The sequence below is a fragment of the Robinsoniella sp. RHS genome, assembly GCF_001029355.1.
Classification (GTDB): domain Bacteria; phylum Bacillota; class Clostridia; order Lachnospirales; family Lachnospiraceae; genus Robinsoniella; species Robinsoniella peoriensis.
In genome coordinates this window covers 175,398-189,077 of record NZ_JNGB01000001.1, presented here as the reverse complement: position 1 = coordinate 189,077, position 13,680 = coordinate 175,398, and the positions used below count along the sequence as shown (strand labels likewise).

At 42.0% G+C, this 13,680-nt stretch carries 10 protein-coding genes; all 10 read left to right on the top strand.

Features of this window, described 5'->3' with window-relative positions; translation table 11 throughout:
- The first annotated feature begins 26 nt into the window (after positions 1 to 26).
- The 10 genes from argJ to RHS_RS00790 all read left to right on the top strand — a co-directional run bounded on the left by argJ (position 27) and on the right by RHS_RS00790 (position 13,545).
- Positions 27 to 1,247: a bifunctional ornithine acetyltransferase/N-acetylglutamate synthase gene (gene argJ / locus RHS_RS00835; protein ID WP_044295902.1), complete on the top strand. Its 1,221-nt coding sequence runs from the start codon at positions 27 to 29 to the stop codon at positions 1,245 to 1,247.
- Positions 1,248 to 1,399: 152 nt separating this feature from the next.
- Positions 1,400 to 2,302, top strand: a complete 903-nt coding sequence (gene argB / locus RHS_RS00830) for an acetylglutamate kinase (RefSeq protein WP_027294361.1) — start codon at positions 1,400 to 1,402, stop codon at positions 2,300 to 2,302.
- On the top strand, positions 2,286 to 3,485 hold the full coding sequence (locus RHS_RS00825) for an aspartate aminotransferase family protein (RefSeq protein WP_330373772.1): 1,200 nt from the start codon (positions 2,286 to 2,288) through the stop codon (positions 3,483 to 3,485). The genes argB and RHS_RS00825 overlap by 17 nt, the downstream gene beginning before the upstream one ends.
- A gap of 244 nt (positions 3,486 to 3,729) precedes the next feature.
- On the top strand, positions 3,730 to 6,630 hold the full coding sequence (locus RHS_RS00820; RefSeq protein WP_047832086.1) for a penicillin-binding transpeptidase domain-containing protein: 2,901 nt from the start codon (positions 3,730 to 3,732) through the stop codon (positions 6,628 to 6,630).
- Between the two features lie 156 nt (positions 6,631 to 6,786).
- Entirely contained in the window at positions 6,787 to 7,848 is a 1,062-nt protein-coding gene (locus RHS_RS00815; protein WP_047832085.1) for a hypothetical protein, read from the top strand.
- A 195-nt stretch (positions 7,849 to 8,043) separates the two neighbouring features.
- The gene (locus RHS_RS00810; protein WP_027294352.1) at positions 8,044 to 8,877 is read left to right on the top strand and encodes a PocR ligand-binding domain-containing protein; all 834 of its coding nucleotides are present in this window, start codon (positions 8,044 to 8,046) and stop codon (positions 8,875 to 8,877) included.
- A gap of 156 nt (positions 8,878 to 9,033) precedes the next feature.
- A complete protein-coding gene (locus tag RHS_RS00805) occupies positions 9,034 to 10,176 on the top strand; it encodes a sugar ABC transporter substrate-binding protein (protein ID WP_047832084.1) in 1,143 nt (380 codons plus the stop codon).
- A 62-nt stretch (positions 10,177 to 10,238) separates the two neighbouring features.
- Entirely contained in the window at positions 10,239 to 11,723 is a 1,485-nt protein-coding gene (locus RHS_RS00800; protein ID WP_044295906.1) for a sugar ABC transporter ATP-binding protein, read from the top strand.
- A gap of 78 nt (positions 11,724 to 11,801) precedes the next feature.
- On the top strand, positions 11,802 to 12,767 hold the full coding sequence (locus RHS_RS00795) for an ABC transporter permease (protein WP_044289402.1): 966 nt from the start codon (positions 11,802 to 11,804) through the stop codon (positions 12,765 to 12,767).
- A gap of 97 nt (positions 12,768 to 12,864) precedes the next feature.
- A complete protein-coding gene (locus RHS_RS00790; protein ID WP_047832083.1) occupies positions 12,865 to 13,545 on the top strand; it encodes a D-lyxose/D-mannose family sugar isomerase in 681 nt (226 codons plus the stop codon).
- The last annotated feature ends 135 nt before the right edge of the window (positions 13,546 to 13,680 follow it).

The following is a 13,680-nucleotide window of genomic DNA, read 5'->3' as shown; positions in this document are numbered from 1 at the left end:
GTTTCCACATATAAGGAGGAAGAATCATGAAGGTGATGGATGGAGGAGTTACTGCTGCAAAAGGATTTCAGGCAGCAGGGATTTATGCAGGGATTAAGAAAGACAAAAAAGATATGGCTATGATTTACAGTGAGGTGCCATGTGCGGCAGCAGGCACCTTTACCACTAATATTGTTAAAGCGGCGCCTGTTAAATGGGATATGGACGTGGTTTACAATTATCAGAATGCCCAGGCGGTTATTGCCAACAGCGGTGTGGCAAATGCCTGTACAGGAGAAGAAGGGATGGCTTATTGCAAGGATACCGCGGACACGGCGGCAGAACTTTTACATATAGATCCAAAGGCTGTTCTGGTTGCATCTACCGGTGTAATCGGCAAACAACTTCCCATGGTGCCCTTAAAAGAGGGAATCAGAAAAATGGTTCCTCTGCTTTCCGGGTCAAAAGAGGCAGGTACATTGGCGGCGGAGTCAATTATGACTACGGACACGGTAAAAAAAGAAATTGCAGTAGCGATTGAAATAGGGGGTAAAACAGTCACCATCGGCGGCATGTGCAAAGGCTCCGGCATGATTCATCCAAATATGTGTACCATGCTTAGCTTTGTAACAACAGACGCCGCAATTTCAAAAGAGATGCTGCAGAAAGCACTGAGCGCCGATATTAAAGATACTTACAACATGGTATCTGTTGACGGGGATACTTCTACAAATGATACGGTGCTTCTTCTTGCAAACGGAATGGCGGGCAATCCTTTGATCACCGAAGAAAATGAGGATTATAAACTTTTCCTTGAGGCTCTCAATTATGTGAATACCTGTCTTGCTAAAAAAATTGCAGGAGATGGAGAGGGAGCAACTGCGCTGTTCGAAGTCAGGGTAATCGGTGCCTGGTCCAAAGAGCAGGCAGTTACTTTAAGCAAGTCAATTATAACATCCAGTCTCACCAAAGCAGCGATTTTCGGACACGATGCAAATTGGGGGCGCATACTCTGTGCCATGGGATATTCCGGAGCTGACTTTGATCCGGAAAAGGTAGACTTATTCTTTGAAAGTGCAGCAGGAAGGTTACAGATTATTGAAAATGGAGTTGCACTGGATTACAGTGAGGAAGAGGCTACAAAAATCCTGTCTGAACAGGAAGTGACGGCAATAGCAGATATTAAAATGGGTAAGGAAACTGCCACGGCATGGGGATGCGACCTCACCTTTGATTACGTAAAAATCAATGCAGATTACCGCTCCTGATATTCATAAGCAAACAATAGTAAAAGTAAAATGAAAAGAGGATAAGGTTGAAAGAAAATTATGATATAGAAAGGTGCCACGGTGTGATTCTTTCAACCAGTTTTATTGTGGCAGTATTGCAGGCAAGCCTGTAATATGCAATGGGTATAATTATGGAAACAATGGAAAACTGGCTGCAAAAAGCAGGTGTATTAATAGAAGCATTACCTTATATTCAACGGTTTCACGGCAAAACGATTGTAGTAAAATACGGCGGAAGTGCCATGGTGGACCATCAGTTAAAGAAAAATGTAATTCGTGACGTAGCGCTGTTAAAGCTGGTGGGATTTCGTCCGATTATTGTGCACGGAGGCGGTAAAGAAATTACGAAATGGGTAAATAAAATCGGTCTGGAAACCAACTTCGTAAATGGTTTGCGGGTAACAGATAAGGCTACTATGGAAGCAGCAGAAATGGTTTTAAATAAGATTAACAAAGGTCTGGTTTCCATGATGGAAAAACTGGGTGTCAGGGCAGTTGGAATCAGTGGAAAAGACGGTTCGGTATTACGTGTTGACAAAAAGCTTTCCGGCGGAAAGGACATTGGATACGTAGGAGAAGTGAAGAAGGTAAATACGGAGTTATTGAATATTTTATTAGATAATGATGTAGTGCCTGTGATCTGCCCGATAGGCTCAGATGATGAATACCATTCCTATAATGTCAATGCCGATGATGCCGCATGTGCCATTGCCTCGGCGGTAGGAGCTGCAAAACTTGCGTTTTTAACTGATATAGAAGGGGTATACCGGGATCCGCTGGATAAGTCCACCTTAATCTCAGAGATGTCAATTCCCGAAGCGGAAGAATTCCTGGCAAGCGGAAATGTTGGCGGCGGGATGCTTCCCAAACTGCAGAACTGTATCGATGCCATGAAAGCCGGTGTTTCCAGAGTTCATATTTTAGACGGCAGAATCGAGCACTGCCTGCTGTTAGAGTTCTTTACGAACAGAGGGATCGGAACTGCAATCATGGGTGATCAGGAGGAACGATATTATAATGAAGACAATGAATAGCTATATGGAAGAAGCCGAAGAGGTCATATTACATACTTATAATCGGTTCCCCGTAGTATTTGAAAGGGGAGACGGAGTATACCTGGAGGATACACAAGGAAAAAAATATCTGGATTTTGCAGCAGGGATTGCAGTTTTTGCCCTGGGCTACCACTATCCGGGCTACGATGCTGCTCTGAAGAACCAGATTGATAAAATTATCCATACTTCTAATCTGTATTACAATGTCCCAATGGGTGAAGCTGCTAAAAAGCTGGCAGCATGCAGTGGAATGGATAAAGTGTTCTTTACAAACAGTGGAACAGAAGCGATTGAGGGAGCCATTAAAGCGGCCAGAAAATACGCGTATACGAAAGACGGCTGTACCGATCATGAAATTATAGCCATGAATCATTCTTTCCACGGAAGGAGCATTGGCGCGTTATCAGTGACGGGAAATCCTCATTACCAGGAAGCTTTTAAACCTTTGATGGGTGGAGTTAAATTTGCTGATTTTAACGATCTGGAAAGTGTAAAAGCGCAGATTACCGGCAAAACCTGTGCGATTATCATGGAAACGGTTCAGGGTGAAGGCGGTATCTATCCGGCGGACAAAGATTTTCTGGAAGGAGTTAAGGCAATCTGTGAGGAGAAGGATATTCTGCTGATATTAGATGAAATTCAATGCGGTATGGGACGAACCGGCAAGATGTTTGCCTGGCAGGACTATGGAGTGAAACCGGATATTATGACCTGTGCCAAAGCGCTTGGCTGCGGGGTTCCCGTAGGAGCATTTATTCTGAATGAAAAAACTGCAGGGAATTCACTGGTTCCCGGGGATCATGGAACAACCTACGGCGGAAATCCATTTGCCTGTGCAGCGGTTTCAAAAGTATTTGATATATTTGAAAACGACCATATCATAGATCATGTAAATGAAATTGCTCCTTATCTGGAAGAAAAGTTAGACCAGCTGGTTGAAAAATATGATTTTCTGGATACCAGAAGAGGAAAGGGCATGATGCAGGGGCTTGTGGTAAAAGGCCGTCCAGTGGGAGATATCGTCAAGAAATCTCTTGAAAATGGACTGATCGTTATTTCAGCAGGCAGTGATGTGCTGAGACTGGTACCTCCCCTGGTGATTGAACGTGAGCATGTAGATGAAATGATTGGGAAGTTGGAGACGGTATTAGAAGAAGTGTAAGGACAGTTTTAGATTAGAGACTTTGTGAAATAAGGTGGTATGCCTTAAGAAACGAAGCAGTGACGGGCAGGTGCCCTGACAGTTTAGGAAAATGACAATTTCCCAGACTCGACGGGCTCCTGCCCGTTCGTATTTTCCCTTTTGCTGCCACTTGACTTTTAAAACCTACAGATGTAATATATAAAGTATTACATCTGTAGGATATAATGAATTTCAAGTTGTGTACGAAAAGTGAGGAAATTATATGATAAGAAACAGGAAGATTATGAAGGCTTTGAAAAAGCAAACCTCGGTTTCCAGGGTAAAGATTTTAACAGCTGTTTTTATTGGAATGTGTATGATTTTGTTTTACCGGCTTTATCAGCTGCAGATTTTAGGAGGGGAGGACTATCGGAATAATTTTGTTATGAAGATTAAGAAGACCCGTGTGCTGAAAAGCACCAGAGGGAATATCTATGACCGAAATGGGAATCTTCTTGCGGGGAATAAAATGACTTATGGGATAACCATGGAGGATAATGGGTCGTATCAATCCGAACGGGAGAAACAGTTGTCCCTGAACGGGACAGCCTATCAGGTGATCCGGCTGGTACATAGCCAGAAGGAAACATTGACCACGGCACTTGCCATCGTGTTGGATGAAAAGGGGGAATATGTATTTAATACGGAGGGGGTTTCTCTGGACCGTTTTCGGGCAGACGTTTTTGGCAGGGCTTTTATAGAAGATATGACAGATATGGAAGCGGCAGCCGGGGCAGATGAGATTGTGGCATATTTAGCAGGAGAAGACCGTTTTGCTTTATATGAGAAAAACGGGCAGGCATATACCAAGGAGGAACTGGAAAGCAGCGGGCTTCCCAAACAACTCAGCAAAAAAGATGCCCTGGAGATTTTAAATATCCGGTATATGCTGTCACTTAACACTTTTCAGCGTTACATTCCCGTTACGGTGGCAGTGGATGTATCCCAAGATACCGTGTCATATGTACTGGAACATAAATCCCAATGGCAGGGAGTGGGGATCAGTGATGAGGAGATCCGGGTATATGAGGGCGGGGATGCCTTTGGGCATATTCTGGGGTATACCGGCAAAATTTCCGCAGAAGAACTGGAGGAACTGCAAAAAGAAAATGAAAACTATACCAGTGATGTTGTGGTGGGTAAATCGGGGATTGAACAATCTATGGAGCAGTATCTTCAGGGAATAGAGGGGTCAGAAACGGTATATGTTAACAATATGGGAAAGGTGGTCCAAAAAGAAAAAACCCCCAAAGACCCGGTTCCGGGTAAAGATGTCTACCTGAGCATAGACAAAGACCTGACTGAAGCCGTGTACCGGATTCTGGAACAGCGGATCGCAGGCATCCTAACGACTAACATTGCAGATATCAAGGAATTTGATACCAGTAAAATTACAGATTCGGCAGATTTGGTTATTCCGGTCTATGATGTGTATTTTGCTCTTCTGGATAATTCTGTGGTAGATCTCACTCATTTTGGACAGGCGGATGCGACTGCTTTTGAAAAAGAAATTTACGTAAGGTTACAGGATAAACTGGGGCGGGTGATGCAGAAATTAAACTCGGAGCTAAAGGGAGATGGAAGCATCTATAAGGATCTGGATAAAGAAATGCAGGAGTATCAGGATTATATTGTGGATACGCTGCTTATGGAGGAAACGGGTTTACTGGATGCAGGGAAAATAGACAAAGAAAATGAAAGATACCAGTCCTGGAAAAAGGATGGGGATATAAGCCTGAAGGATTTTCTCACAGAGGCAGTTGCAGAGGGCTGGATTGATATGTCACATATACCTTCAAAAGATACTTATATGGATTCCGGGCAGTCCTTAGAATTACTGAGCAAGACAATCAGCGAAAGCCTTGCTGCAGATGAAGGTTTCTTAAAAAGACTTTGCTGGTATATGCTGCAGCAGGAAGAGATAGCGCCGCGGGAGATCTGCCTGCTGCTCTATGAACAGGGGGTTTTATCAAAAGAGGATGCGGTCTATGAAGGATTAGCAAGTGGAAATATTTCAAGTTATCAGTTTGTGATTGATAAAATTAACAGTCTGGAGATAAAGCCGTCCTGGCTTGCCCTGGATCCCTGCTCAGGTTCTGCGGTTATCACAGATCCGGGGACAGGTGAAGTGCTGGCATGTGTTACCTATCCCGGATATGATGTGAACCGGCTTGCCAACCAAATGGATGAAGCATATTATCAGAAGCTCTATGAGGATAAATCAGTACCTTTCTACAACAGAGCCACCCAACAGCTTACGGCACCGGGATCCACTTTTAAGCCGGTCACTGCCATAGCGGGCTTAATGGAAGAAGTAATCTGGTCAGATACAGATGTATTATGTGACGGCGTGTTTGATAAAGTTGAGCCGCCGCTGCACTGCTGGAACCTGTCGGGACATGGGGATATCCCAACGGTTGCAAGTGCGATAAAGAATTCCTGCAATGACTATCTGTGTGAAATATCCTACCGGATGGGACTGGACGGAAATGGTAAATTTTCCGATGAACAATCCCTGAAGCGGCTTACATCCTACACCAAAATGTTCGGTTTAGACCGGAAATCAGGAATTCAGCTTCCCGAGTCGGAGCCTCATATCACGGATAAATTTGCCATTCCTTCTGCAATCGGGCAGGGTACGCATAACTATGCCACGGTACAGTTGGCCCGGTATGTGAATACGCTTGCCAATGGTGGGAGCTGTTATGACCTTACCCTGCTTGACAAAGTGATGGATAAAGAGGGTCACATAACAGAGGAAAACCCTCCGAAATTAAGGAATCAGATCGATCTTCCGGCGGAGGTATGGAACGATGTTCACACCGGAATGGAGGAAGCAGCCGGCAGTAATGCAATGTTAAGCAAGCTGAGTATTAAGATTGCCGGCAAGACCGGAACCGCAGAAGAAACACCCAGCAGACCAACACACGGTCTGTTTGTGGGGTATGCTCCGGCGGAGAACCCGGAAATTGCGGTAGCTGTCCGTATTGCACATGGATTTGCATCCGGGAATGCAGTGGGAGTATCCCAGGATATATTTAAATATTATTTTAAACTTGAGAAAAAGGAGGATATTCTGACCGGAACGGCATCCAGGGCTAGTGATAATGCACATATGGATTAGATATGGGGGCTGAGTAAGGATGATGTAAAAAAAGCTAATATAAAGTAAATTATTTCCAATAGAATCATGTTAAAATTACAGATATGATTAGAGAAGGTAAAGTATGTCTGATTACAGATAAAAGTAGAAATCTGCCTGGCATAAAAGGAGAGGGACATGAAAAACTATTGGATAAAATTTTCAAATTTAAAAATAAAACAGAAGTTACTGATTTCTAATATCGGTATTATTCTGATTATGGTTTGTCTGACAGGTGTATCGGGGTATTATATATCCAGAAACCTGCTGATAACCACCTCGGTAAAATCCTCCGTAGATTTAATGGAACAGCTGAGTTCCAACTTTGATTATGCAATAGAATCTCTGGAGGATTTTATTTTAATGCAGACATTTAATAAGGATTTTTCCGGCATTATCGGGAAAGAGACGGAGAAGGGGAACAGCAAGGCATTATTTGACCGGAAGAAAAAGCTTTTGAATTTCAGTTATAACCTTATGAATTTTAATAAGTACATCAAAGCAGTGCTGGTACAGGATAATTTTGAGAATATTTATTATTATTCAACGGATTACAGCTCTATGAGCCTGGAAGAGCAGGATGATAACCTGGCATTTCAAAAGGCTTATGAAATGTGGGGGACTACATACTGGAAGCCATATAATGAAGAACTTGTTTTTGCCAGCAGCCTGGTTTTTGATTTTGAATCCATGAAACCCCTGGGGGTAATTTCCATAGGGATTGACACCGCTTATTTTAAAGAACTGTATAAAAATATTTCTTCCGAAAAGGCAAATGAGATATTAGTGCTGAACCAGGACAGGCAGATATTAATCGGAGAAGACAATAAGGGTAGGGAGCTGGCTGAAATCATTTTGGAGAAGTATAAACCTATAAATGAAGAAGGGAAAGAAATCTATTATAAAAATGAAAAATATATCTACACAACCTGGAAGGCAAAAGGGAACGGAATTCAGGTCATGAACCTCATTTCAGAGAAGGTGATTATGGATGGCATTTTTAAATTGTTAACCCCGGTAATCTGGTCTGCTCTGCTGGGGGTAATCCTCTCTGCGGCCATAGCTGTTTTGATTTCCGGGCAGATTTCTTCCAATATAAAATTATTGCTTACAAATATCCGAAGCATCTCCAAAGGAGATTTTTCTCAAAAAATTGTCCCGGCAAGCTATGATGACGCTGTACGAGAGCATCCTCATTAAATTTGAGGATGCTCTTTTTGTGCCGGTCTGGTGGGAGCGGTTTTTTGTAGTATATTTATAAATGGAAATATGATATGATTGATGTGAATACAACTATATGACATTTATATGCAATATACAGCATTGTAAATACAATACAAAGTTGTATTGAAGGAATACAGATGGAATAAAATATACCAAAAGCAGGAGGGGAATATGGAACTGGAATTGAATATGGAAAAAATGAAGAGATTTATGCGTAATTTTTACATCACTACCGGAGTCCGCAGCGCGGTGTATGACAGTAATTATAGAAAAATAATTGCTTATCCGGAGAAAAATACCGGCATCTGCCAGCTGATGCACGAAAATGAAATCAGTAATATGGAATGCCAGAAAAGCAATATGAGAGCATTTAAACTCTGCAACAAGGCAGAAAATACTATCGTATATAAATGCCATGTGGGGCTGAATGAAGTCATCACACCGCTTAAGGACAAAGATGTAACCATTGGCTATGTAATTTTCGGACAGATATCCAATGTAAAAGATAAAGAGTATCTTCTGCAATTAATTGAAGAAGCCTGTGCAAAATACAATATGCAGGATATTGACCTGAAGTCTGAGATGAAAAATATACACGTCAAAACTACGCAGGAGATATTGGCAATTGCCAAAATTTTAGAAGCCTGTACCTACTACATTATTTATAATGATATGATACGCCTCAGTAAAACAGATTTTCTATCAAAAATGGATCATTATATTGAGGGGCATATCAGTGAGACGATTACTGTTAATAAAATATGCAGTGAACTGGGAGTGAGTAAAACAAAGTTATATGAGATTGTCAATGACAGAGTGAAAAAAAGTATTGCCAGATATATTAAAGAAAAGAGAATCGACAGAGCAAAAATACTCTTGCGGGAAACGGAATTGTCCATTTCAGAAATAGCCCAAATGGTGGGAATCGGAGATTATAATTATTTTTGTGCTGTTTTTAAGAAAATGACGGGGTTAACAGCAAAAAAATACCGGGATAGAAAATAACAGAAAAAACTTTGAAAAAATTGTAAATATGGAAATACGCAAAGTTTTTTGGACATTTTATACTATAAATCAAATATGCAAACTGATATAATGCAAATAAGTTATACAGGACGTCACTGATAACAAAATAATTTAATATGGCTGGAGGTAGAATCTATGAAAAAGATGTTAAAAATGGGGATCACATTGGTAATGGCAGTAAGTTTTCTGACCGGATGCGGTTCAGGAACCCAAACGGCAGATGGCAGTGAGACCGTGAAGGAAACAATAGCCGATACAAAAAAAACAGAAGCAGCGGCAGACGCAGAAAAGACAGGAAACACAGAAAAAACTGCAGACGCAGAAAAAGCGGATACAGATACCGCACAGGCAGGGGATAAGGCTTCCGGAACGGAAAAAGCTTCGGGGGAAAGCGGAAACAAAGATATCAAATTAGGCTTTGTCTGTATGAATCTTGGGAATCCCTGGTTTGTTGAAGTAAAAAAAGGATTTGAGGATGCGTGCAAGGAACTTGGCGTAACCGGTATGGTTGTGGATTCCCAGTACGATGTTGACAAACAGGTAAGTGATCTGGAGAGTTTAATCAATGATAATTACAATGGCATCATGATCTCTCCCATTGACCAGAATGCGACCTCTGCGCTCATTGATAAGACAAAAGAAAAAAACATTGCAGTCAGCTGTGTTGCCCAAAGCCAGGATAACGCAGATATGAGATATATTGTAAATGAATATGAATATGGCTCCATTATCGGTGAAAATGCAGCAAACTGGATTAATGAAAATCTGAAGGATCTGGATAAAGTTAAAGTCGCGATTATCTCTCAGGACAATGTTGAGGCTGTGATACCGAGAGGAGACGGTGTGCAGGAAACCCTGGAAAAGATGTGTCCTAATGTAGAGATCGTATCAAGACAGCCAGGGGATACACCTGAGGCGGGGATGAAGATTATAGAAGGTGTACTGCAGCAGACACCTGACCTGAATGTCGTAGCTGCTGTCAATGATTCAGGCGGAATCGGCGGATATCAGGCACTCTCTGCAGCAGGTTTTACCGGAGATGACCCGGTAGCGGTATTTTCTGGTGATGCAACGGATGAAGCTTTAAATGCGATGAAAGAAGAGGATACGATATACCGTGGAACAGTTGATCTTTATCCCTACCGGGCAGGTTTTGAAAGTGCAAAGAAACTTTTTGAATATGTCCAGAATGGAAGACCGGCAGAGCAGGAGGATATCTTTCTGAAACCTGTGGCAGTTCCGCTAAAGGATTTATTAGATGGAACTTATAAAAAATAAATCGTGAATCAGTAAGAAATGAGGGAGAGGATATATCCTCTCCTGAATCCGGGAGGTTTGAAATGCAGAACACAATTTTAAAGGTGCAGGATATTTGCAGATATTATCCTGGAGTTAAGGCTCTGGATGGGATTTCCTTTGAGATCGGACGAGGAGAAGTACATGCCATATGCGGAGAAAATGGTGCAGGAAAATCTACCTTTATTAAAATATTGACAGGGGCAAATGAACCCAGCAGGGGGATTATTGAATTTGAAGGTAAGCAGTATAAGAGACTGACTCCAAGGAAGTCAATGGAACTGGGGATCAATGTTATCTATCAGGAGTTCAGTCTCGTTCCGTTTTTGTCTGTAGCTGAAAATATATTTTACGGAAGAGAAATCAAGAAGCACGGAGTACGGGATATTAAGGCAATGAAACAAAAAGCACAGGAGTTGTGCGGGGAAATGGGAGTAGATATCGATATCAATGCTCGGATCTGTGATTTGGGTATTGCTTATCAGCAGATTGTTGAGATCTTAAAGGCGGTCTCACAAAAGTCCAAATTTATTATCATGGATGAGCCAACTGCACCGCTTACCGTAAATGAGACACAGATATTTTTCAGGATCATTGAGAAGCTGAGAAAAGACCAGGTAACCATTGTATTTATTTCTCACAGGCTGGAGGAGGTATTCCAGATCTGTGACCGTGTGACTGTATTCTGCGATGGAAAATATGTTTCCACTAAAAAGGTATCAGAAATCACTCAGAAGCAGTTAATTTCCAGTATGGTTGGCAGGGAACTTGCGGATGATTATCCGGTACCCCGCCGTAATATAGCAAAGGAGACCATCCTGAAGGTAAATAACCTGTGTAACCAGAATCTGAATCATATTTCCTTTGAACTTAAAAAAGGTGAAATTCTAGGTTTTGGGGGATTGGTGGGCGCGGGGAGGACAGAACTGGCAAGGGCTATCTTCGGAGCAGACAGTATTTCAGAAGGGACAATAGAGCTAAGGTGCAGTCCATACGTCCCCCACACGCCTAAAACAGCATTAAAAGCAGGAATTGGTTTAATACCGGAGGATCGCAAGAATCAGGGGTGTGTGCTGAATTTGTCCGTGAAAGAAAATGCATCATACAGTATCCTGAAAAAGTGTTCCAGGGGAATGATCATATCTGCAAAGACAGAAAATGAATACGTGGAAAAATACATAGGAGAATTGAATATTAAAACTCCTTCGAAGGATCAACCCGTAAAAAACCTTTCTGGCGGCAACCAGCAAAAAGTAGTGCTGGCAAAGATGCTGGCTACCAATTGTGATGTACTGATCTTTGATGAACCTACCAGAGGAATAGATGTTGGCGCAAAATATGAAATATATTCCTTAATGTGTAAATTGGCGGAACGTGGAAAGAGCATCATTATGATCAGTTCAGAGATGTCAGAGCTAATCGGAATGTCAGACCGGATACTGGTAATGGGAGCCGGGTGCATAACAGGAGAATTAAATAAATCAGAATTTAAGCAGGAGACTATCCTTGAGATGGCATCCGCGGTATAAAGCTTTAGAACGTGTCTTAATAATCATTGCATCCGTCTGGTACAAGCATTTTTCAGACACGCTACAGGAGGAGACATAATGAGTAAGAATAAAAGAGCAACAGCCATATTGCTGAATTATGGGATTTTGGTTGTTTTGGTTATCATGATCGGTATTTTTGCATTGGCATCCAGCAATTTTTTTAAGTTTTCAACCATGTTTACCATACTAAAACAGGTTTCCATTACCGGAATAATCTCGGTGGGAATGACCTTCGTTATGCTGACCGGAGGCATTGATTTATCGGTAGGATCTATAGCAGGGGTGTCAAGCGTTACAGCTGCTATGCTGATGCTGAATAAGGTTCCAATTTTTTTGACCTGTATTCTTGTATTAATAATTGCCGTTTTTTACGGTGCAATCAACGGTTTTTGCGTTACCAGACTGGAGATGCCGCCGCTGATTGCCACGCTTGGACTTCAGACAGCGCTCAGGGGGCTGGCGTATATTGTAACCGGAGGTCTGCCGGTATTTGGCTTCAATAAAGCCTTTGGTAATTTTGCAACAGGAACGGTAGCCGCGATCCCATATCCGGTGATACTGGTGATCCTTATTTTTATCATTGCAATTTATGCACTGGAGAAAATGACAATCGGACGCTATCTGTATGGTGTGGGAGGCAATGAAGAAGCTTCCAGATTGTCCGGTATCAATGTAACCAGGATTAAATTATTCGCGTATGCAATAAGCGGTTTACTGGCCGGAATTGCAGGTCTGGTACTGCTGTCCAGAACAAATAGCGGACAGCCCTCCGCCGGAACGAATTATGAGATGGATGCGATTACGGCGGTTGTTCTTGGAGGTGTAAGTCTCAGCGGAGGAGAAGGAAAACTCTCAATGGTTATCATTGGCGTATTGTTAATGGGAATTCTGGGAACCGGTATGATTATGCTAAATATTAATGATTATGTACAGCAATTAGTGAAAGGATTAGTTTTGATTGCGGCAGTTGCATTCTCTTCCTATTCCAAACGGGTCAGAAGTAAAATGATTGCCGCATCTTAAAATGTACTATAAATGAAAAGGCCGTAAACTGCCTGTGCTGCAGCGCTGGCAGGACTTAAGGGAGCCGGTGAAGTCTTGCCGGATTAGGAGGAAAAATATGAAACGTTCTGAAGTAAATAATATCATACAATACGCCGTGGAACTGATGGAGAAGAGAGGTCTGCCGCTGCCGCCATTTGCAAAGTGGGGTCCTGAAGAATGGAAGATGGCAGGAGCGGATGAAAGAGAAATTATAGATAATATGCTGGGCTGGGATATTACCGATTTTGGAAGCGGGGATTTTGAAAAGATTGGTTTGACCATCTTCACATTTCGAAACGGAAGCTTACGGGATAAAGAAACTTATCCCAAGCCTTATGCTGAAAAACTGCTTCTTGTAAGAGACGGACAGATACTTCCTTATCATTTTCACTGGAGCAAGATGGAGGATATTATTAACCGCGGAGGAGGAGATCTTGTGCTGACACTTTATAACTCCAATGAAGATGAAGCGTTTGCGGATACAGATGTATTAGTGACAATTGACGGACAAAAAAAGGTCGTACCGGCTGGTGGAAATGTGATTTTAAAGCCGGGACAGAGTATTACCCTGAAGCCGGGGCAGTATCATACCTGGCAGGGTATACCCGGAACCGGTGATGTGCTGTTATTTGAGGTTTCATCTGTGAATGATGACCGTGTCGATAACCGGTTTCACACGGCTGCCGGAAGACTGCCTGAGATTGAAGAGGATGAACCTGCAAAATATTTGATCTTTAATGATTATAGCAAGATTTGAAACTATTGGCAGAAATTTTTGCATCCTGTATAAAAAACAGATTAAAATCTCATGCTCCATATGAAAACAGATTTAAAATTCCATTTCCACGCAAGACAAATAAAAAAGTTATGATATAATCCTCTTATCACAGAA

Bases quoted from the DNA above. Each gene is read 5' to 3' on its own strand.
- argJ (WP_044295902.1), top strand. From the start codon at position 27: ATGAAGGTGATGGATGGAGGAGTTACTGCTGCAAAAGGATTTCAGGCA.
- argB (WP_027294361.1), top strand. From the start codon at position 1,400: ATGGAAACAATGGAAAACTGGCTGCAAAAAGCAGGTGTATTAATAGAA.
- RHS_RS00825 (WP_330373772.1), top strand. From the start codon at position 2,286: ATGAAGACAATGAATAGCTATATGGAAGAAGCCGAAGAGGTCATATTA.
- RHS_RS00820 (WP_047832086.1), top strand. From the start codon at position 3,730: ATGATAAGAAACAGGAAGATTATGAAGGCTTTGAAAAAGCAAACCTCG.
- RHS_RS00815 (WP_047832085.1), top strand. From the start codon at position 6,787: ATGAAAAACTATTGGATAAAATTTTCAAATTTAAAAATAAAACAGAAG.
- RHS_RS00810 (WP_027294352.1), top strand. From the start codon at position 8,044: ATGGAACTGGAATTGAATATGGAAAAAATGAAGAGATTTATGCGTAAT.
- RHS_RS00805 (WP_047832084.1), top strand. From the start codon at position 9,034: ATGAAAAAGATGTTAAAAATGGGGATCACATTGGTAATGGCAGTAAGT.
- RHS_RS00800 (WP_044295906.1), top strand. From the start codon at position 10,239: ATGCAGAACACAATTTTAAAGGTGCAGGATATTTGCAGATATTATCCT.
- RHS_RS00795 (WP_044289402.1), top strand. From the start codon at position 11,802: ATGAGTAAGAATAAAAGAGCAACAGCCATATTGCTGAATTATGGGATT.
- RHS_RS00790 (WP_047832083.1), top strand. From the start codon at position 12,865: ATGAAACGTTCTGAAGTAAATAATATCATACAATACGCCGTGGAACTG.